This is a genomic window from Agromyces indicus (assembly GCF_031432295.1).
Classification (GTDB): Bacteria; Actinomycetota; Actinomycetes; order Actinomycetales; family Microbacteriaceae; genus Agromyces; species Agromyces indicus.
The window spans coordinates 647270-666441 of the sequence record NZ_JAVKGS010000003.1 but is presented as its reverse complement, the minus strand read 5'-3'; the positions used below and the strand labels follow the sequence as shown (position 1 = coordinate 666441).

The 19172-nt window shown below is 73.9% G+C and carries 20 protein-coding genes; 10 read left to right on the top strand and 10 right to left on the bottom strand.

The window, feature by feature from the left end:
- The first annotated feature begins 30 nt into the window (after positions 1-30).
- On the top strand, positions 31-1566 hold the full coding sequence (locus tag RH861_RS13100; protein ID WP_310521333.1) for a CoA-acylating methylmalonate-semialdehyde dehydrogenase: 1536 nt from the start codon (positions 31-33) through the stop codon (positions 1564-1566).
- Positions 1567-1590: 24 nt separating this feature from the next.
- Here the strand turns inward: RH861_RS13100 and RH861_RS13095 are convergent, their stop codons facing one another.
- Both RH861_RS13095 and RH861_RS13090 read right to left on the bottom strand, forming a co-directional pair.
- On the bottom strand, positions 1591-2058 hold the full coding sequence (locus RH861_RS13095; RefSeq protein WP_310521332.1) for a CinA family protein: 468 nt from the start codon (positions 2056-2058) through the stop codon (positions 1591-1593).
- A gap of 67 nt (positions 2059-2125) precedes the next feature.
- Entirely contained in the window at positions 2126-2914 is a 789-nt protein-coding gene (locus RH861_RS13090) for an enoyl-CoA hydratase/isomerase family protein (RefSeq protein WP_310521331.1), read from the bottom strand.
- A 49-nt stretch (positions 2915-2963) separates the two neighbouring features.
- Here RH861_RS13090 and RH861_RS13085 point away from each other — a divergent pair, with 49 nt between their 5' ends.
- Positions 2964-3830, top strand: a complete 867-nt coding sequence (locus tag RH861_RS13085) for a restriction endonuclease (protein WP_310521330.1) — start codon at positions 2964-2966, stop codon at positions 3828-3830.
- Between the two features lie 4 nt (positions 3831-3834).
- On the opposite strand, the gene RH861_RS13080 is transcribed toward RH861_RS13085, so the two are convergent.
- Positions 3835-4800, bottom strand: a complete 966-nt coding sequence (locus tag RH861_RS13080; protein WP_310521329.1) for a LysR family transcriptional regulator — start codon at positions 4798-4800, stop codon at positions 3835-3837.
- Positions 4801-4936: 136 nt separating this feature from the next.
- On the opposite strand from RH861_RS13080, the gene RH861_RS13075 reads away from it, so the two are divergent.
- From RH861_RS13075 to RH861_RS13040, 8 genes are all read left to right on the top strand, one after another.
- Complete coding sequence (locus RH861_RS13075; RefSeq protein ID WP_255361433.1) at positions 4937-5059, top strand: hypothetical protein; 123 nt, start codon at positions 4937-4939, stop codon at positions 5057-5059.
- A gap of 191 nt (positions 5060-5250) precedes the next feature.
- Positions 5251-6675, top strand: a complete 1425-nt coding sequence (locus RH861_RS13070; RefSeq protein ID WP_310521328.1) for a threonine/serine exporter family protein — start codon at positions 5251-5253, stop codon at positions 6673-6675.
- Positions 6676-6773: 98 nt separating this feature from the next.
- On the top strand, positions 6774-7343 hold the full coding sequence (gene pyrE / locus RH861_RS13065) for an orotate phosphoribosyltransferase (RefSeq protein ID WP_310521327.1): 570 nt from the start codon (positions 6774-6776) through the stop codon (positions 7341-7343).
- Complete coding sequence (locus RH861_RS13060; RefSeq protein ID WP_310521326.1) at positions 7340-10105, top strand: septum formation family protein; 2766 nt, start codon at positions 7340-7342, stop codon at positions 10103-10105. The genes pyrE and RH861_RS13060 overlap by 4 nt, the downstream gene beginning before the upstream one ends.
- A gap of 1 nt (position 10106) precedes the next feature.
- On the top strand, positions 10107-11081 hold the full coding sequence (locus tag RH861_RS13055) for a ribokinase (protein WP_310521325.1): 975 nt from the start codon (positions 10107-10109) through the stop codon (positions 11079-11081).
- Positions 11078-12025: a nucleoside hydrolase gene (locus RH861_RS13050; RefSeq protein ID WP_310521324.1), complete on the top strand. Its 948-nt coding sequence runs from the start codon at positions 11078-11080 to the stop codon at positions 12023-12025. Before RH861_RS13055 ends, RH861_RS13050 begins: the two co-directional genes overlap by 4 nt.
- An 11-nt stretch (positions 12026-12036) precedes the next feature.
- Entirely contained in the window at positions 12037-12216 is a 180-nt protein-coding gene (locus RH861_RS13045) for a hypothetical protein (protein ID WP_310521323.1), read from the top strand.
- A gap of 46 nt (positions 12217-12262) precedes the next feature.
- Positions 12263-12970: an NUDIX hydrolase gene (locus RH861_RS13040; protein WP_374760980.1), complete on the top strand. Its 708-nt coding sequence runs from the start codon at positions 12263-12265 to the stop codon at positions 12968-12970.
- 9 nt (positions 12971-12979) lie between these two features.
- Here RH861_RS13040 and RH861_RS13035 read toward each other — a convergent pair whose 3' ends face one another.
- The 7 genes from RH861_RS13035 to RH861_RS13005 form a co-directional block, all read right to left on the bottom strand.
- Positions 12980-13777, bottom strand: coding sequence for an HAD-IIA family hydrolase (locus RH861_RS13035; RefSeq protein WP_067948391.1), 798 nt, complete (start codon positions 13775-13777; stop codon positions 12980-12982).
- Between the two features lie 62 nt (positions 13778-13839).
- The gene (locus tag RH861_RS13030) at positions 13840-14184 is read right to left on the bottom strand and encodes a UBP-type zinc finger domain-containing protein (RefSeq protein ID WP_310521322.1); all 345 of its coding nucleotides are present in this window, start codon (positions 14182-14184) and stop codon (positions 13840-13842) included.
- Positions 14181-15827, bottom strand: a complete 1647-nt coding sequence (locus RH861_RS13025; RefSeq protein WP_310521321.1) for an FAD-dependent oxidoreductase — start codon at positions 15825-15827, stop codon at positions 14181-14183. Before RH861_RS13025 ends, RH861_RS13030 begins: the two co-directional genes overlap by 4 nt.
- A 49-nt stretch (positions 15828-15876) precedes the next feature.
- Complete coding sequence (locus RH861_RS13020) at positions 15877-16536, bottom strand: metal-dependent transcriptional regulator (RefSeq protein ID WP_067948385.1); 660 nt, start codon at positions 16534-16536, stop codon at positions 15877-15879.
- Between the two features lie 5 nt (positions 16537-16541).
- Positions 16542-17447: a metal ABC transporter permease gene (locus RH861_RS13015; protein WP_310521320.1), complete on the bottom strand. Its 906-nt coding sequence runs from the start codon at positions 17445-17447 to the stop codon at positions 16542-16544.
- Positions 17448-17449: 2 nt separating this feature from the next.
- Entirely contained in the window at positions 17450-18235 is a 786-nt protein-coding gene (locus RH861_RS13010) for a metal ABC transporter ATP-binding protein (RefSeq protein WP_310521319.1), read from the bottom strand.
- Complete coding sequence (locus RH861_RS13005) at positions 18232-19149, bottom strand: metal ABC transporter substrate-binding protein (RefSeq protein WP_310521318.1); 918 nt, start codon at positions 19147-19149, stop codon at positions 18232-18234. The genes RH861_RS13010 and RH861_RS13005 overlap by 4 nt, the downstream gene beginning before the upstream one ends.
- Positions 19150-19172: the final 23 nt, after the last annotated feature.

Below are 19172 nucleotides of genomic sequence, written 5' to 3'. Positions count from 1 at the left end.
CCGAACCACTCGACCGGAAGGAAGAGCATCATGACCGACACCCGAACCGCCCCCACCGCCGAGGGCACCGCGACCGCCGAGGTCGTCGAGCACTGGATCGACGGGGCGCCCGCCCCCGGCGAATCCGACCGCACCGGACCCGTCTACAACCCGGCGCGCGGCGTCGAGCAGCGGCGGGTGCGCTTCGCGACGACGGCCGACGTGGATGCCGCGGTGCAGGCCGCGGCGCGCGCGTTCCCGATGTGGCGCGACACGTCGATCGCCAAGCGCCAGCAGGTGATGTTCGCGTTCCGCGAGCTGCTGAACGCCCGCAGCGACGAGCTCGCGGCGATCCTCACGAGCGAGCACGGCAAGGTGCTGGGCGACGCGGCGGGCGAGATCTCCCGCGGGCTCGAGGTCGTCGAGCTCGCCTGCGCCATGCCCGCGTACACGAAGGGCGAGTACTCCGAGAACGTCTCGACCGGCATCGACGTCTACACGCTGCGTCAGCCGCTCGGCGTGGTCGGCGTGATCAGCCCGTTCAACTTCCCGGCGATGGTGCCCATGTGGTTCTTCCCGCTGGCGATCGCGGCGGGCAACACCGTCGTGCTGAAGCCCAGCGAGAAGGACCCGTCGGCGTCGATCTGGCTCGCCCGCCTCATGCAGGAGGCCGGCCTGCCCGACGGTGTCCTCAACGTGGTGCACGGCGACAAGGTCGCGGTCGACGCGCTGCTCGAGCACCCCGCGGTGCGCTCGATCTCGTTCGTCGGCTCGACGCCGATCGCGCAGTACATCTACGCGACCGCCACGGCGAACGGCAAGCGCGTGCAGGCCCTCGGCGGCGCGAAGAACCACATGCTCGTGCTGCCCGACGCCGACCTCGACCTCGCGGCCGACGCGGCCGTCAACGCCGGCTTCGGCTCGGCGGGCGAACGCTGCATGGCCATCTCGGCGGTCGTCGCGGTCGACTCGATCGCCGACGAGCTCGTCGCGAAGATCAGCGAGCGGATGTCGCGACTGCGCACCGGCGACGGCACGCGCGGCTGCGACATGGGGCCGCTCATCACGCGCGAGCACCGCGACAAGGTCGCCGGCTACCTCGACGTCGCGGCATCCGACGGCGCCTCGGTCGTCGTCGACGGACGCGATCCGGACGTCGACGGCGAACCCGACGGGTTCTGGATGGGACCGACGCTCATCGACCGGGTGCCCACGTCGTCGGCGGTGTACCGCGACGAGATCTTCGGGCCGGTGCTGTCGGTCGTGCGGGTCGACGGCTACGAGGAGGGGCTCGACCTCATCAACTCGTCGCGGTACGGCAACGGCACGGCGATCTTCACCAACGACGGGGGTGCCGCACGGCGCTTCCAGCGCGAGGTGACGGTCGGCATGGTCGGCATCAACGTGCCGATCCCGGTGCCCGTCGCGTACCACTCGTTCGGCGGCTGGAAGGACTCGCTGTTCGGCGATGCGAAGGCGTACGGCCCGCGCGGCTTCGACTTCTTCACGCAGGAGAAGGCGATCACGAGCCGGTGGCTCGACCCGAGCCACGGCGGCCTGAACCTGGGCTTCCCGCAGCACGACTGAGGCGCGGCGGCGCGGCGCCCGCGCTCAGGCGAGAGCGTCGCGCGCGAGGCGGAGCGCGGCGAGCACGGTCTGCTCGACGACGGCCGACGGGTCGCCGTCGAAGCGCCACGCGGCATCCGTCACGGTCTCGCCGACGCAGATCGCGGCGAACACGGTGCCCGGGGCCAGGTCCTCCTCGGGCTCCGGCCCGCCGACGCCCGTGACCGCCACGGCCACGTCGGCGCCGAGGAGCCGTGCGACGCCCGCGGCGAGCTCGCGCGCGCACTGCGGCGTGAGCACCGACTCGGCGGTGACGCCGAGCACCTCGCGCTTGACGCGCTCGTCGTAGGCGACGACGCCGCCCGCGAACCACGCCGACGCCTGCTCGCCGCGCCCGAACGCGCTCGCGATGGCCCCGGACGTGAGCGATTCGGCCGCGGCGACGGAGATGGAACGGTCGCGTGCGAGCCGGCCGATCTCGTCGGTCAGGGACTGGAGGTCGTCGTCTGCCATGGGCCCATTCTGCCGAGCGGCACCGCGGTCGGCATCGGGTTGACGAGGCCGCGCCGCGCGCCGGCGTTCAGCGCGACGAGGCCGACCGGGCGAAGGCCGCGACGGCGCGACGGGCGTACGGCGTCTCGATCGACGCGCCGATGGTCCTCGCCTCGTCGTCGAGCGCCTCCTGGAAGGGCCGGCCGAGGCCCGAGCGCATGAGGCGCTTCGTCTGGCCGAATGCGCTCGTGGGTCCGGCGAGCCAGGCGGATGCCACGGCGCGGGCCCGCGCGTCCAGCGCGTCGGGTGCGACGACCTCCGCGACGAGCCCCCAGTCGAGTGCTTCGGCGGCGGTCAGCGTGCGCGACGTGAGCGTGAGCTCGAGCGCGCGCCGCACGCCGACGGCCTCGGGGAGGAGGGTGCTCACGCCGCAGTCGGGCGTGAGCCCGATGTCGGCGTACCGGCTCGCGAAGGTCGCCCGGTCGGAGGTGATCACGACGTCGGCGACGAGCATGAAGCCGAGTCCGCCGCCGGCGACCGGGCCCTGCACCGCCGCCACGATCGGCTTGGTGCTCTCGCGCAGGGTGCGGTGGCCGTCGTGGATGCGGTCGGCGAGCCGCCGCACGATCTCGCCCGCGGGCTCGTCGCCGTCGCTCGCGAGCGCGGACATCGCGAGCACGTCGCCGCCGGCGCAGAACGCGCGACCGTTCGCGTCGAACAGCACGGCGCCGATGTCGTCGCGGTCGGCGATCTCGTGCGCGAGGTCCTGCCACCGGGCGATCGCCGCCGGGTCGACCGCGTTCAGCCGGGCGGGGCGATTGAGCGTCACGTGCGCGAGGCCGTCGCGCACGTCGAACAGGATCACGTCGTCGGGCATCCTCGGATGCTACGCGACCGGTGTCGTATGCCGCTCGTAGTATGCGTGCGTGCTGACCGAGCCCCTCCACCACGCCGCGGTCGAACTCGGGCGACGGCTCGGCGCGCGCGTCCCGCTCGGCCTCCCGGCCGCCGCCGCGAGCGAGACGGTCGCGCGGGCAGCGGCCGTCGCGGCGACGCGCATCGTCGCCGAGGCCGGCCCACCGCGACCGGCGACGTGGTGGTGGTGGATCGGGTACGCCGGCGCATGGGCGGTCGCGTGCGGCGCCGCGTCCTCGCTCGTCGACCGGCCCGGGTTCCCCTGGCCGCTCGCGGCCGGGCCGGCGGCGTTCGCGGTGCTGCTCGTGGTCGCCGCGGTGCTCGTCGCCGTGGTGCAGCGCTGGCTGCTCGAGTCGCACGGCGACCGTGCGGCATCGCTCGCGCGCGCCGTCGCCGAGCTGGCCGCCCGCGTGGGCCTGCTCGAGGCGCAGCGCCCGGGCCGAGCCGAGCCGGCGTTCCCGCTCGCGGTGGCGTGGCCGCGGCCGGCGCCGCAGCCCTACGGGGTCTCGCACCGCGGCGCCGAGCAGCTCGTCGCCGACTGGATGCGCCACCTCGGGGCGTTCGACGCCGAGGTGACCCGGTTCACGGCCGACGGCGGCGTCGACGTGGTCAGCGCGCACTGGATCGCGCAGGTCAAGAACCTCGCCGAGCGCACGGCGGTGCCGGTGGCGCAGGTGCGCGAGCTCGCCGGCGTCGCCGCCCACGACGGCCGCCGCGCGCTGTTCTTCACCTCGGGCACGTACACGGCGGGCGGGGTGGCCTTCGCCGATCGGGCAGGCCTGAGCCTGTTCGAGTACCACGCCGAGGGCGGGGCGCTCCGAGCCGCGAACGCACACGCGCGGGTCGTGGTGAGCGAGGGGCTGCGCCCGCCGGCGTGAGCGCCTAGGTGGCGGCGGCCGCCTCGCCCGGGGGCTCCGCGGGGGTGCCGCGCGACGGGTGGCCGTACGCCTGCTCGAGCCGTGCCGCTCGGTCGACGATGACCTCGAGCACGGTCCGCACGGCGAGGCGCTCCGCGACATCCGGCCGCACCAGGGCGAAGATCTGGCGAACGGATGCCACGCCCCGCAGCGGCTTCAGCACGATCCCCTCGGGCAGCGCCCCCGAGGTGTAGCGGGGAACGAGCGCGATGCCGTGACCGGCCTGGATGAACGCCTCGACGATTCGCATGTCGCTGAACCGCTGGCTGATCTCGATCCGGCCGGTGGTCGCCTGCTCGATCGCGTGCAGGATCCGCTCGAACGGGTACCCGCTCGGCACCCCGAGCCAGGTCTCGCCGACCACGTCGGCGGGCGTCACGAGCGCGCGGTTGGCGAGCCGGTGCCCGGCGGGGAGGCCGACGTCGAGCGGCTCGGTCAGCAGCGGCAGGGCGCGCAGGCCGCGGCCGCCCCACGGCAGCTCGCCCGGCATGGTGTGGGCGAGCACGATGTCGTACTCGTTGGCGAGGTCGGGGAACTCGGCCAGTTCGGGGTCGAGGTCGGTGGCGCGCACCACGAGCCCGGTCACGGCGCGGAGGTCGGTGAGCACCTGGGGGAGGAGGGTGGCGCCGACCGTCGGGAACGTGAGGAGCGTCACCTCGCCGCTCGGGTGGTTACGGAACTCGTCCCACAGCGCCGACGCGCGCTCGAGGGCGATCGCGACCTCCGTCGCGGAGCGGGCGAGCGCCTGGCCGGCGCTGGTGAGCACGACGCCGCGACCGACCCGCTCGGTCAGCGGCATGCCCGCCTCGCGTTCGAGCACCTTGAGCTGCTGGGAGACCGCCGACGGGGTGCGGCCGGTGGCCTCGGCGACGGCGGTCACGCTGCCGCGCTCGGCGAGTTCGCGGAGGAGGTCGAGACGGCGTATATCCATGTAGCAATGCTACATCGTCCGTGTAGTTTCGTAAGATTGTGCTGAACGGTTTACTCCGTCACAATTGAGGGGTCGGACACGTGCAAGGGCGCACCCAGTCGCCCGACATTCCAACGATCTCTCGAAAGGAACCGCCGTGTTCAGCCTCACCGTCCTCCTCATCAGCGCCTCGATCGCCGGCGTCGTCGGCTCGGTCCTCGTGACCGCTCGCGACGGATACCGTCGTCAGCCGCGCGAGACGTTCGCGCGCACCGTCTGAGTCGCGCGACCGCGGAGCCCCCGGGCTCCGATGCAGGGCCGCCGCGCGGGGGAGGGACACCCCGCGGGGCGGCCCTTCGTTCGTCTGCGGCCGCCCTCGACATCCGCGCGCACCGCGGATAACGTGACGACACCCGAACAGCTCGGGTCATCCCACGCGACCCGGGCCCGAGCGACTGACGGAGCGAGCGGATGCCCATCACCCCCACCCCACCCGAACGCCCCGGCGCCGAGGGCGACGCCCAGCAGGCGCCCGTCGACGACCCGGCCGTCCTGCGAACGTTCCTGCTCGGCCTCGCCGAGGGCATGACGGCCTCCCAGGAGTCGGTGGACCGGATCCGCGCCGACGTCGTGCAGATCGCGCGTGCCTACGGCCTCGACGACGTCGACCTGGTCGTGCTGCCCACGATCGCGTTCGTGCAGACGGGCCGCGGCGACACCGCACGCGTCGCACTGAAGTCGGTGCAGGCGACGTTCCGCTTCGACCAGATCGCCGAGATGGGTCGGCTGCTGCGCGAGGCCCGCGAGGCGGCGATCTCGCCCGGCGACGGCATCCGCCGCCTCAACGAGATCGGCGCGATGCCGCCCACCCGGCACTGGTTCATGCGGACCCTCGGCCACGCCATGCTCACCGCCGGGCTCGCGCTGCTCCTCGCGCCGAGTTGGCAGGCCGCGGTCGTCGGCTTCGTCCTGGGCGCGCTCATCGGCGTGGCGAAGCTCGTGCGCTCGCAGACGCTCACGCTCGTGCTGCCCATCGTCGCGTCCTTCGTGTGCGCGCTCATCGTCTTCCTCCTCGCGCCGTACGTCGAGCTCGGCGACCCGCTGCGCGTGCTCATCGCGCCACTGGCCACCTTCCTGCCCGGTGCCCTCCTCACCACGGGCGTGCGCGAGCTCGCGGCCGGGCAGATGGTCGCCGGGACGTCGCGACTGGGCGCGGGTCTGGTCCAGCTCGGCCTGCTGGCGTTCGGCATCCTGACGGCGGGCACGGTGGTGGGCGTCGGCAACGAGGACTACCTCCCGCTCGACGCGTCCACGACGCTGCCGTGGTGGGTCGCGGGCATCGGCCTCGCCCTGTACGGCCTCGGCAACTACCTCCACTTCGCGGCCCCCGGTCGCAGCTACGGCTGGGTGCTCCTCGCGCTCGTGGTGGCGTACGGGGCGCAGCAGCTCGGCGCGCTGGCCTTCGGCTCGGCGGTGAGCGGGCTCATCGGCGCGCTCGTCGTCACGCCGTTCGTGCTGTGGATCGAGGACCTGCGCCGCGGCGGCGTGCCGTCGCAGATGATCTTCCTCCCGGCCTTCTGGGTGCTCGTGCCCGGGGCGTCGGGTCTGGTCGGCGTCACGGAGGGCGCGGTCGCCGCCTCCGCCGGGATCGCCGACTTCTCGGCCGCGTTCGTCACGGTCATGTCGATCTCGCTGGGCGTGCTCATCGGCTCGGCGCTCTACCGGTTCATGCGACGCAGCGCGCAGGAGCTCTCCGAGTTCCACATCGACCTGCCCACGGTGCTCGCGCCGTCCGACGAGCCCGTGCTCTCGCGCATCGCGGAGGCCACGACGACCCGTTCCTCGCGGCGGCGCGACGAGGAGCGCCGGGAGGGCGAGCACCGCGACGGTCGCTGAACGGATGCCGCAACCGGGCCGTCCGCCCGTGCCCGGCGGCCCACGAGCCCGAGGATCCGACCCCGCGGCACTCAGGGACCACGACGTAGAGTATTCGGGTGACTTCCCGGAACCCCCAGTCCGCCGAGGCCCGCCGACAGCTCATCGAGTTCATCTCGAGCGAGGCGGTGTTCCACGGCGACTTCACGCTCACCAGCGGCAAGAAGGCCACGTACTACGTCGACCTCCGCAAGGTGAGCCTCGACCACCGCGTGGCGCCGCTGATCGGGCAGGTCATGCTCGACCTCATCGCCGAGGTTCCGGAGGTCGCCGCCGTCGGCGGCATGACGATGGGGGCCGACCCCATCGCCACCGCGGTCCTGCACCAGGGTGCGGCCCGCGGGCTCGCCTACGACGCCTTCGTCGTGCGCAAGGAACCGAAGGACCACGGCCGCGGCAAGCAGGTCGAGGGGCCGGATGTCGCCGGCAAGCGGGTCATCGTGCTCGAGGACACCTCGACCACCGGAGGCTCGCCGCTCAAGGCGATCGAGGCCCTGCGCGCCGTGGGCGCGGAGGTCGCCGCGGTCGCGGTCGTCGTCGACCGCGACACGTGCGCGCGCGAGGTCATCGAAGCCGCGGGGGTTCCCTACCTCGCGGCCATCGGATTGAAGGATCTGGGACTGTCATGAACCGACGCGACGGACGCCACGACTCGGACGACATGAACGACGCCGACTGGCTGCTCAGCCAGCTGGGCAGCGGCCGTCGCCCCGACCTCGAGGGCCGCCAGGCTCCCCAGCCGCCCGTCGCACCGCCCCAGCAGCCGGCCGAGCCGGTCTCCCCGCCGCCCATGGAGCGGCCCCGTCGCCGCAGCGAGGAATCGCTCGACTGGTTCTCGCTCGCCGACGCCCAGTCCGAGACGGATGCCGCGACGCGGGAGCTTCCCGTCGTGGGCGAGCCGCTTCCGCCCCGTGCGGAGCCGCCCCGGCAGGCGCCCGCTCCGACGTGGGAGCCGCAGGCCCCGGCGTGGAACCAGCCTCCCGGCTGGGACGACCGCCGACCTCCGGCGACGCCGCGCGAGCCGCAGCGGCCCGACGATCGCCTCACCTCGGTCGAGCCGCCCGTGGGCGGGGCACCCGTGCCGCCGGCCTTCGGCGGCCCGCAGGCACCGCCTCCCGGCCCGCCGCCCGGGCCGGTCACCCCGCCCTCGAACTTCGCCCTGACCTGGGGTGAGCAGCCCATCGAGACCGAGGACGGTCTCCGTGCGGCGTTCCGGCAGCTCTCGGACCCCGTGGAGCCGCCGCCGCAGCGACCCCGCGACGACCGGCGTCCGGTCGAGCCGCACCGCGACGAGCCTCCGGTCGACCCGCGCGACGTGCCGGGATCGGCTGACTCCCCGTTCGCGGGGTTCACGCCGCCGCCGGTCGCCCGGCAGTCCTTCACCCCGGTGACCCCGCCCGCGGGCACCGCCTTCCCGGCGGCCCGGACCGACTTCGACGACCAGCTCTGGTCGGCGCTCAACGAGGACCCGGCGGCCGCCGGTGCGGCCACGCGCGACGACCGGGTTCCCGCCTCCGACGATGGCCGGGGCTACTCCGACGATGGCCGGGGCTACTCCGACGAGCAGGCCTACGCCGACGCGTCGGGCCAGTACGACGACCACGAGTTCGACCAGCCGGGGTACGACCCGCGGGCGCACGAGCCGCAGGGCTGGGACCAGCAGGCGTACGACCAGCAGGGCTCCGACACCCGGGCGTACGACCAGCAGGGCTACGACCAGCGGGCCGCCGCCGAGCCGGTTCAGGACGAGCAGGCGTACGCCCAACAGGGTTGGGACCAGCGGACCCCGGGCGAGCACGCGTACGACGACCAGCAGGGCTGGGACGACCAGCGGGCCGCGGGCGAGCGGGTTCCGGACGTGCCGGCGTACGACCAGCAGGGCTGGGACCCGCAGGACCGCGATCACCAGGGCTCCCACCGGGACGGCTGGGGCCGGCAGGAGTACGACCGGGAGGCTCGGTACGACGAGCCCCGCTCCGAGCAGCCCGCGTACGACGAGCAGGACGGCTCGCCCATGGCGCGCGAGATGGCGCAGGCCGGCTACTTCTGGAACCTCACTCCCGACCCGACGGCGCCCGATCCCAAGGCCCCGGTCGAGGACGACCGGCCGGGTCCCCGCCGACGCGGGGCGTCCGACTCCGACGCTGCACCGGGCGGACGGTCGCGCGACGATCGGGATGCGCGCCCCGGAGACGACGACCGTTCTGCTGAGCCGTACCCCGCGGTCGACCAGTGGGATCCCATCCCCGACGGCGTCGCCGATGACGCGGACGTGCCCTCCGACCCGCGTGAGGCGGAGTACGGCGATCGCGACCACCGGGACGATCGCGAGTACCGGGACGATCGCGAGTTCCGGGACGACCTCGAGTACCGGGACGATCGCGAGTACCGGGACCCCCGCGACGAGTGGTCCGACGCGCCGTACGACCGCGACGACCGCCGCGACCCCCGGGGCGACCGCGCCCGCGGATTCGCGTACGACGGCCCGCACGACCGGGACGCCGTCGACGACGAGAGCGATGACGACGGCCTCGCCTCGCTGTTCGGCGGTGCCGGCTTCGGCGCCACGGCGCCGACCCCCCTCGTCGGTGGTGCTGCGGCACAGCGCGATCGCGACGTCGACCCGTACGACGCCCGCGACGACCGATACGCCCGCGATGACGACCGGTACGCCCGCGACGACCGGTACGGCGCCTACGCCCGCGATGACCGGTACGGCCGCGATGACGACCGGTACGACCGGTACGGCCGCGATGACGACCGGTACGCCCGCGATGACCGCGGCGGTCGGGGCGGCCCGGCGGCACCGCGGACGCGGGACGACGACGACGACCGGGGCGGGCGTTCGCCGGTGAAGCTCCTCGCGTGGATCGCGGGCGGCCTCGCCGCCGTGCTCCTCGTGGTCGCGGGCATCGCGTTCGGCGCCCAGCTGCTCCGCGGCGGAGGAGACGAGACCGCCGATGGGGGAGCCGGCGGGGCGACGGAACCCACGGCCATGCAGCCGCCGGGTACGTACGCCTGGAACGAGCTCTTCGGCGGCGAGTGCCTCGAGCCGTTCGAGGGTCCGTGGGCCGAGGAGTTCACGGTGATCGACTGTGCGACGCCGCACGCCGCCCAGCTGGTGCTCCGCGGCGAGGTCTCCGCCGACGAGTCCGCGCCGTTCCCGGGCGAGGCGGAGCTGGCGGCGCAGGTCGCGGCCCTCTGCGGTGCCGAGAACGTGATCGATCCCGACATGGCGGCGATGGCCGGCGACCTGCAGGTCGAGGGGTCCTACCCGGTGACCGAGGAGCAGTGGGCCGCGGGCGAGCGCGATTTCTACTGCTTCGTCACCCGCCGCGGCGGTTCGCCGATCACCGCCGACGTGCAGGGCACGGCCGGGCAGCAGGGCTGACGTGGCCGAGGCGGGTCCCGCCGGCGGCGGGGGCCGGCACGGCGCCGTCGTCGTGTTCGGCTCGGTGAACGTCGACGCGACGAGCTACGTCGCGGACTTCCCGCGCCCCGGCGAGACCGTGCATTCGCGGGACTTCCGGGTGGCGCTCGGGGGCAAGGGGGCGAATCAGGCGGTCGCGGCGCACCTCGCCGGGGCCGGCGTGGAGCTCGTGGCCCGGCTCGGCGACGACGCGAACGCCGAGGTGGCTCGCGCCGCGTTCGCTCGGTTCGGGCTGCCGACTGACGCCGTGGGGGTCGTGCCCGGCGAACCGACGGGCATCGCGCAGATCACCGTCGCCGAGTCGGGCGAGAACACCATCATCGTCACGGCCGGCGCCAACGCGTCGTTCGACGCCGACGCGGTGCGGTCGGAGGCGGCTCGGCTCGACGGCGCCGCACTCGTGCTCACGCAGGGTGAGCTCCCGGTGCGCTCCATCGAGGCGATCGCGGCGGCGAGCGACGCCGCGGGCGTCCGCTTCGTGCTCAACCTCGCCCCGCCGGTCGCCGTCTCGCGGTCGGCCCTCGCGGTCGCCGATCCGCTGGTCGTGAACGTCCACGAGGCGCGCACGCTCGGCCTGGGCGAGGGGCTCGCCGATGACGCGTCGGCCGAGACGTGGCGGGATGCCGCGGCATCCGTCGTCGGTGCCCTGGCCCGCTCGATCGTGGTGACGCTCGGCGACCGCGGCGCCGTGGCCGCCGATGCGACCGGTTCGTGGAGCGTGGCAGCGCCGCGCGTCGCCGCGGTCGACACGACCGGGGCGGGGGATGCCGCGACCGGCGTGCTCGCCGCGATGCTGGCCGAGGGACGCGCCCTGCCCGACGCGGTGCGCGCCGCCGTCGCCGCGGGCGCGCTCGCCGTCCAGGGTCGGGGCACCGTGGATTCCTACGCGCGCCGCGACGACGTGCTCGCGCTCGCCGACCGGACGGAGGCCGTGTGACCATTCCCGTGATCGTCGACTGCGACCCGGGCCACGACGACGTCATGGCGCTGTGGCTCGCGGCGGGCCACCCGGCGCTCGACCTCGTCGCGGTGACCACCGTCGGTGGCAACGTGCCGCTCGAGCACACGAGCCGGAACGCCCGCATCGCGCTCGCCGTCGCCGGGGTGGGCGACGTGCCCGTCGCCGCGGGCGCGAGCGGGCCGCTCGCTCGCGAGCTGTCGACGGCCGAGTGGATCCACGGCGAGAACGGGCTCGGGGGGCCCGAGCTTCCCGACCCCGACACGTCCCCGACCCGGGTGCCGCTCGATCCGCGGAGTGCGACGGAGCTCATCGCCGACACGCTGGAGGCGGCATCCGAGCCGGTCGCCATCATCGCGACCGGGCCGATCACGAACGTCGCCGTCTTCCTCCGCGAACGTCCGGACCTCGCGGACCGGGTGCGCGAGATCGTGTGGATGGGCGGCTCCACCGAGCGCGGCAACGTCACTCCGTACGCCGAGTTCAATGCCTGGGTCGACCCGGAGGCGCTCGACCGGGTGCTCGGCAGCGGCATCCGCTTCACGATGGTGGGGCTGAACGTGACGCACCGCGCGCTCGTGACCTCCCGCGTGCGGGAACGGCTGGCGGCGGTGGGCAACCGCACCGCCGCGTTCGGCGACGAGCTGCTCGAGTTCTTCTGCCGGACCAACGACGACGTGTTCGGCATGCCCGACGGTCCCCTCCACGACCCGGTGGCGGTGGCCGTGCTCGCCGACCCGGACGCGGTCGAGGTCGTGCACACCCGGCTGGACGTGGAGCTCGTCGGGGCCGAGACCGTCGGGGCGACGAGCGTCGACCTCGACGGCATGCTCGCCCGCGAACCGAACGCGCACGTGGCGGTCGGGCTCGACGTCGAGCGCTTCTGGGCCGCCGTCGAACTGGCCTACGGCCGGCTCGGCTGAGCGGAGCCGTCGTGGACTGGACGTTCTGGGTCGGCGGCGTGGTCATCGTCGTGCTCGTCGTCGTGACGCAGGTGTTCCTGCACGAGAGCCGGTGGTCGCAGCGGTGGCGGCCGGAGGAGCGCGACGAGCCCGACGGGTCGGACCGCTCGGATCCTCCGGGCGATGCCGACGGCCCGGGCGGCCGGTCGTAGCCGCCACGGCATCGGCGATCACGGCCGCGCGGGCTACCCTCGACGGGTGACCTCACGCGACGACGCTTCCGCATCGGCGCGGGCGCAGCTCGCGGCGCTCGTCGACGACCCGGCCGTGCACGACCTCTGGCAGGCCGTGCGAGAGCCCGTCGGCGACGACGCGCGGCCCGCCGCGGTGCTCGTGCTGTTCGGCGTGCTCGACCACCTGCCGAGCGACCACGAGGCGCAGGCGCGCGCGGTCTCGCGCGACCTCGACGTGCTCCTGCTCGCGCGCGCGACCACCCTCCGCTCGCACGCGGGCCAGATCGCCTTCCCCGGCGGCCGCGTCGACGACGGCGAGGCCGGCCCGGTGGCCGCCGCACTCCGCGAGGCGCGGGAGGAGACCGGACTCGACCCGGCGGGCGTGGAGGTGCTCGGCACGCTCGGCGAGATCCCGCTCGCGTACTCCCGCCACGTGGTGACCCCGGTGCTCGGGTGGTGGGCGGCGCCGACGCCCGTCGCGCCCGTCGACCGGGCCGAGTCGTCCGCGGTCTTCCGCACCCCCGTCGCCGACCTGCTCGACCCGGCGAACCGGTGCACCACCGTCATCCGTCGCGACGACCGTGAATGGCGCGGGCCCGGCTTCACCGTCACGGCAGGCGGTGCCGAGCGGCTGGTGTGGGGCTTCACGGGGCTCGTGCTCGACGCGATGTTCGACCGTCTCGGGTGGACCGAACCGTGGGACGCCGACCGGGAGCTCGAGCTGCACCCCTGACGAGGGCGGCTAGAGCTCGACCTCGACCGGCTCGGCCGGCACGAGCTCGGCCACGCCCGTGAGGATCTCGTCGGGCCGGAACGGGTACTTCTCGATCTCGGCCTGGTCGCTGATGCCGGTCATCACGAGGATCGTGTGCAGCCCGGCCTCGATGCCCGCGACGATGTCGGTGTCCATGCGGTCGCCGATCATCGCCGTGTTCTCGGAGTGCGCGCCGATCTTGTTCAGCGCCGAACGGAACATCATCGGGTTCGGCTTGCCGACCACGTACGGCTCCCGCCCGGTCGCCTTGGTGATGAGCGCGGCGATGGCGCCGGTGGCGGGCAGCGGGCCCTCAGCCGACGGCCCCGTGGCATCCGGGTTGGTGACGATGAACCGGGCACCGTTGCCGATGAGGCGGATCGCCTTCGTGATGGCCTCGAACGAGTAGTTGCGGGTTTCGCCGACGACGACGAAGTCGGGGTTCGTCTCGGTCATCACGAAGCCCGCATCGTGCAGCGCGGTGAGGATGCCGGCCTCGCCGATGACGAACGCGGTGCCGCCCGGCAGCTGCTGGTGGAGGAAGTCGGCCGTGGCGAGCGCCGAGGTCCAGATGCGATCTTCGGGAACGTTGAGCCCCGACGCGCGCAGGCGCGCCGACAGGTCCCGCGCGGTGAAGATCGAGTTGTTCGTGAGCACGAGGTACGGGGTGCCGGTGTCCTCCCAGTGCTGCAGCAGCGCGGCCGCGCCGGGCAACGCGTGGTTCTCGTGCACGAGCACGCCGTCCATGTCGGTGAGCCAGGACTCGACCTCATCGCGCTTCGCCATGCGCACAGCCTAGGCCGCGCAGATCACAGCCCGATGAACAGCGGATGCCGCGGGCCGGCCCGTCACCCCCGGTGCAGCAGCGACTTCCAGTCGGGCGGCACCTTGCCCTCGGGTCCGGGGGCGGGCTGGTCCTCGGGCCGGGAGAACGGCGGGCTGAGCGGGACCCGGCGCGCCGACGCGCCGGCCTCGTAGTCCCAGAACCAGTCCTCGCCGGGTTCGAACGAGGTCGCGACGGCGTGCCCGGCGTCGCGCGCGTGGCGGCTCGCGTGCTGCTCGGGCGACGAGTCGCAGCATCCGACGTGCCCGCACTCGACGCAGCGACGCAGGTGCCACCACCATCCGCCGGCGTCGAGGCATTCGACGCAGCCCGTGCCGGAGGGCGGCGGAGCCGTCTGCTGGTCGGTCATGCGTACACCTCCGTGGTCGCGAGCGACTGGTGGACCGAGGCAACGGCGCTCGAGCCCTCGCCGACGGCCGCCGCGACGCGCTTCATGGATCCGCGGCGCACGTCGCCGGCCGCGAAGACGCGCGGCACCGAGGTCTCGAACGGCAGCGGCATCCGGCCGAGATCGCGCCAGCCGTCGCCCAGCGCGACCACGTCGGCGCCGGTGCGGAGGAAGCCGTGCTCGTCGCGTTCGAGCCCGGCGAGCCAGTCCGTCGCGGGCACGGCGCCGATGAAGCAGAAGAGCCCCGTGCAGTCGACGATCTGCTCCGTCGCGCCGCGGAGCGTGACGGCGGCGAGGCGGTCGTCGCCGTGCAGGCCCGCGACCTGCGTGCCGGTATGCACCTCGATGCGGGGATCCTCGCGGATGCGGTCGACGAGGTAGCTCGACATCCGTTCGGACAGGTCGTTCGAGCGGACGACGAGTCGGACCCGGCACGAGTTCGCGGCGAGGGCGAGCGCCGCCTGGCCGGCCGAGTTGGCCCCGCCGACGACGACCACGTCGGACCCCGCGACCTGCCGGAGCTCGAGGGCCGTCGCGGCGTGGTGGATGCCGGCGCCCTCGAAGTCGTCCCACCGCTCGAGGGGGAGGCCGCGGTAGGCGACGCCGGTCGTGACGACGACGGCGCGAGCGCGCACGATCGCTCCGTCGGCGAGGAGGAGGCGGTGCACGCCGCCCTCGGGGTCGAGGCGCACGACGGGGCACGGCGCCGCGATCCGCACGCCGAACTTGAACGCCTGAAGCGACGCCTGCGAGGTGAGCGCGTCACCGCTCACGCCGAACGGGAAGCCGAGGTAGTTCTCGATGCGCGAGGTCGTCGCGGACTGGCCGCCCGGGGCGACGGCGTCGAGCAGCACGGTGCGCAGGCCCTCGGACGCGCCGTAGATCGCCGCGGCGAGCCCCGCCGGTCCGGCGCCGACGACCGCGAGGTCGAACTCGAGGTCGTCGTCGGCGGTGTAGGCGAGCCCGAGCATGTCCGCGATGCGGCCCGGCGTGGCGTTGTGCACGGGCTCGCCCTGCACGAACGCGACGGGCAGGTGCTCGCGCGTGAAGCCGTGCGACCACACGTCGTGGTCGAGGGCCGGGTCGTCGACGTCGACCCACGTGTGGGCGAGCTCGAGCCGCTCGGCGTAGCGGCGGAGCGCCATCGACTCGGGCGAACCCGTCGAGCCGACGATCTTCAGGGTCCACGCCGCCGGCCCGTGTCGCAGGAGTTCGCGGCGCGCCCACAGCGTGCGCAGCATGAGGTCGCACAGCTCGTCGTCCTCGGCCATCAGGCGCTGGAGTGCGTCGTGGTCGACCCGCAGCACGCGACCCGGCTGGGTGACGCGCGAGGTGAGGAACGCGCGCTGCCCGTTCAGCAGCCCGAGCTCGCCGACGAAGGTCCGGGGCCCGAGCACCGCGAGCCGGGTCTCCTCGGTCCACGAGAGCGCATCGCGCACGACCTCGACCTCGCCCTCCTCGACGAGGATGAGGTCGTACCAGCGGTCTCCGGTGCGGAACAGCACGTCGCCGACCTCGGTGGCCTGGGGCACGCCGTAGCGACGCAGCCGATCCCACTGGGCATCGGTGAGTTCGGGCCTGATCTTCTGCTTGGTGCGACCCATGTGGCCATCCTCGCCCACGATGTCCGCGAGCGGGAAGGGGTCGGACGAATCAGGCGGTGATCCAGATGCCCGCGGCGGCGGCGCGAGCGATGGTCCGGCCGGTGTCGCCCACGGTCACGGTGACCGCGGCGGGGTCGGCGGCATCCGTCACCCGCAGTTCGCTGCCCGGCCCGACGCCGGCGCCGTCGAGCTCGCGGAGCACCGCCGGGTCGCGGTCGCTGATGCGGATGACGCGGCCCACGTGCCCGGCGACCGCCTCGTCGAGGCGCACCGACGGCTCGGAGACCAGGCTGCCGTCGGCGGCGGGGATGGGGTCGCCGTGCGGGTCGCGCTCCGGTCGCCCGAGCCGCTCGTCGATGGCCTCGAGCAGGCGGTCGGAGACGGCGTGCTCGAGGATCTCGGCCTCGTCGTGGACCTCGTCCCACGCGTAGCCCATCTCGCGCACGAGCCACGTCTCGATGAGCCGGTGGCGGCGCACGACGGCGAGGGCGCGGGCGCGCCCGGCATCCGTCAGCCGGATGGCGCCGTAGGGCACGTGCTGCACGAGCCCCTGCGCGGCCATCTTCTTCACCATCTCGGTCACCGACGACGGCGCGACGCCGAGGGCCGCGGCGAGTCCGGACGGCGTGATGGGCTCGGACTGCCACTCGGTGTGCGCGTAGACCGTCTTGAGGTAGTCCTCGACGGCGGGGCTGGCGGAGGCGGGCATCGGCCTCACCCTACCCGCGCGGGGTCGGGCTGCGAGACCGCGGCCGCCGTGGCCGAACGACGCCGTCGCGTGGCGAGCACCCGGCGCCCGACGACGCCGTGCCGGGGAGCGAAGAGGTAGGCGAGCGCGAACGCGACACCCATCGTGAGCACGACCATGCCGCCGGATGCCGCGTCGAGGTAGTAGCTCGCGTAGATGCCGACGATCGCGCAGACCGCGGCGATCGCGGGCGCGATCACGAGCATGCGCGCGAAGCGGTCGGTGAGCAGGTAGGCGGTCGCGCCCGGGATGATGACCATGGCGACGACGAGCACGACGCCGACGGCCTGCAGCGCGACCACGACCGTGAGCGCCAGGAGCGCCAGCAGCAGTGCGCCCAGCGCCTTGGGGTTCAGGCCGATCGCGTGCGCGTGGGTGGGGTCGAACGCGTACAGCGTCAGGTCGCGCCGCTTCAGCACGAGGATGGCGAGGGTGACGGCGCCGAGCACGAGCACCTGCACGAGGTCGGCGGCGCTGACCCCGAGCAGGTTGCCGAAGAGGATGTGCCCGAGGTCGGTCTGGCTGGGCACGACCGAGATGAGCACGAGGCCGAGCGCGAAGAGCGTCGTGAAGACGACCCCGATCGCCGCATCGCCCTTCACCCGGCTCGTCGCACGGACGAGGAAGATGAGCGCCACCGCCCCGAGCCCGAACACGAGCGCGCCCACCGCGAACGGCGTGCCCAGCAGGTACGCGAGCACGACGCCCGGCAGCACGGCGTGGGAGACGGCGTCGCCCATGAGGGACCACCCGATGAGGACGAGCCAGCAGCTCAGCACGCCGCAGACGATCGCGGCGGTGACCGTGACGAGGAACGCGCGCTGCATGAAGTCGTAGCCGAGCGGCTCGAGCAGGAAGTCGACGACGGGCATGGTCAGTCCTCCGAACGGCCGGTGAGGTCGAGGCCGAACGCGCGCGCGAGCTGCTCGGGCTGCAGCGCCTCGTCGGGGCTGCCGTGCAGCAGCACGCGACGCAGCAGCAGGATCACCTCGTCGGCGAGCCGGGGCAGCGCCTCGAGGTCGTGCGACGACACCAGTACGGTCGCGCCGCCGGCCGCGAGCTCGCGGAGCAGTTCGCTGATCGTGCGCTCGCTCGGCCGGTCGACGCCCGCGAACGGCTCGTCGAGCAGCAGCACGTCGGCGCCCTGGGCGAGGCCGCGCGCCACGAACGCGCGCTTGCGCTGACCGCCCGACAGTGCGCCGATGCGCCGGTCCGCGAGGTCGGCGAGCTCGACGCGCTCGAGGGCCTCGGCGACCGCCGCCCGGTCGGCGGGGCGGGGCCGCCGGGTGAAGCCCTGGTGGCCGTACCGGCCCATCATCACCACGTCGTGCACGCTGAGCGGGAACGCCCAGTCGACCTCCTCGCTCTGCGGCACGTACCCGACGACGCCCGCCCGCCGGGCCTGGCGCGGGGTGCGCCCCGCGATCGCGACGCGGCCCCGGTCGGGATGCACCGTGCCCATGATCGCCTTGAACAGCGTCGACTTGCCCGATCCGTTCATGCCGATGAGGCCGCAGACGGTGCCGCGCCGGAGCGTGAGGCTCACGTCGTCGAGCGCGAGCACGTCGCCGTAGTGCACCGTGAGGCCGTGCACCTCGAGGGCCGGGGCCTCGTCACCGGCCGAGGCGTCGGGGCGAGCGGATGCCGCGGGCCCGGTCATCGCGCGCCGCCCGTGAGCCCGTCGGTGATGACCTCGACGTCGTGCCGCAGCAGGTCGAGGTAGGTGGGCACCGGCCCGCCCGGCTCGGAGAGCGAGTCGACGTAGAGGACACCGCCGAATGCGGCATCCGTCGCCTCGACCACCTGCTGCATGGCCTCGTCGGAGACCGTCGACTCGCAGAACACCGCCGGCACCCCCTGGTCGTCGACGAACTCGATGGTGCGCGCGATGGACTTCGGGGTGGCCTGCTGCTCGGCGTTCACGGCCCAGAGGTACTGCTCGGTGAGCCCTGCGTCGCGGGCGAGGTACGAGAAGGCGCCCTCGCAGGTGACGAGCGCGCGCTGCGACTCGGGCAGCGCCGCGAGCTCGGCCACGAGCTCGTCGTGGACCGCCTGCAGTTCGGCGCCGTACGCCTCGGCGTTCGCGGCGAACTCGTCGGCGTGCTCGGGGGCCAGCTCGGCGAACGCCTCGGCCATGTTGTCGGCGTAGACCTGGACGTTCAGCGGCGACATCCACGCGTGCGGGTTCGGCAGGCCCTCGGCGGCGCCGTCGGCGATCGGGATGGGCTCGACGCCCTCGCTGACGACGACGTGCGGCACGTCGAGTCCCTCGACGAACTGCGCGAACCACGCCTCGAGGTTCAGCCCGTTGTCGAGGATCAGGTCGGCCCCGGCCGCCCGGCGCAGGTCGCCCGGGGTGGGCTCGTACCCGTGGATCTCGGCGCCGACCTTCGTGATCGACTCGACGCGGAGGCGGTCGCCCGCGACCTCCTCGGCGATGTCGGCCAGCACGGTGAAGGTCGTCAGGACGACGGGGCGGTCGTCGCCCTCGCCGTTCGCGGCCGAGCCGCTGCACCCGCTCAGCGCGAGTGCGGCGGCGGTGAGCAGGGCGGCGACGGCGGCACCTTTCGGCATACCGAAATCGTACCGGATTTTCG

What these genes read in the sequence shown, in the direction of transcription:
- RH861_RS13100 (WP_310521333.1), top strand. Translation starts at nt 31, where the DNA reads ATGACCGACACCCGAACCGCCCCCACCGCCGAGGGCACCGCGACCGCC.
- RH861_RS13095 (WP_310521332.1), bottom strand. Translation starts at nt 2,058, where the DNA reads ATGGCAGACGACGACCTCCAGTCCCTGACCGACGAGATCGGCCGGCTC.
- RH861_RS13090 (WP_310521331.1), bottom strand. Translation starts at nt 2,914, where the DNA reads ATGCCCGACGACGTGATCCTGTTCGACGTGCGCGACGGCCTCGCGCAC.
- RH861_RS13080 (WP_310521329.1), bottom strand. Translation starts at nt 4,800, where the DNA reads ATGGATATACGCCGTCTCGACCTCCTCCGCGAACTCGCCGAGCGCGGC.
- RH861_RS13070 (WP_310521328.1), top strand. Translation starts at nt 5,251, where the DNA reads ATGCCCATCACCCCCACCCCACCCGAACGCCCCGGCGCCGAGGGCGAC.
- RH861_RS13060 (WP_310521326.1), top strand. Translation starts at nt 7,340, where the DNA reads ATGAACCGACGCGACGGACGCCACGACTCGGACGACATGAACGACGCC.
- RH861_RS13035 (WP_067948391.1), bottom strand. Translation starts at nt 13,777, where the DNA reads ATGGCGAAGCGCGATGAGGTCGAGTCCTGGCTCACCGACATGGACGGC.
- RH861_RS13030 (WP_310521322.1), bottom strand. Translation starts at nt 14,184, where the DNA reads ATGACCGACCAGCAGACGGCTCCGCCGCCCTCCGGCACGGGCTGCGTC.
- RH861_RS13025 (WP_310521321.1), bottom strand. Translation starts at nt 15,827, where the DNA reads ATGGGTCGCACCAAGCAGAAGATCAGGCCCGAACTCACCGATGCCCAG.
- RH861_RS13020 (WP_067948385.1), bottom strand. Translation starts at nt 16,536, where the DNA reads ATGCCCGCCTCCGCCAGCCCCGCCGTCGAGGACTACCTCAAGACGGTC.
- RH861_RS13015 (WP_310521320.1), bottom strand. Translation starts at nt 17,447, where the DNA reads ATGCCCGTCGTCGACTTCCTGCTCGAGCCGCTCGGCTACGACTTCATG.
- RH861_RS13010 (WP_310521319.1), bottom strand. Translation starts at nt 18,235, where the DNA reads ATGACCGGGCCCGCGGCATCCGCTCGCCCCGACGCCTCGGCCGGTGAC.
- RH861_RS13005 (WP_310521318.1), bottom strand. Translation starts at nt 19,149, where the DNA reads ATGCCGAAAGGTGCCGCCGTCGCCGCCCTGCTCACCGCCGCCGCACTC.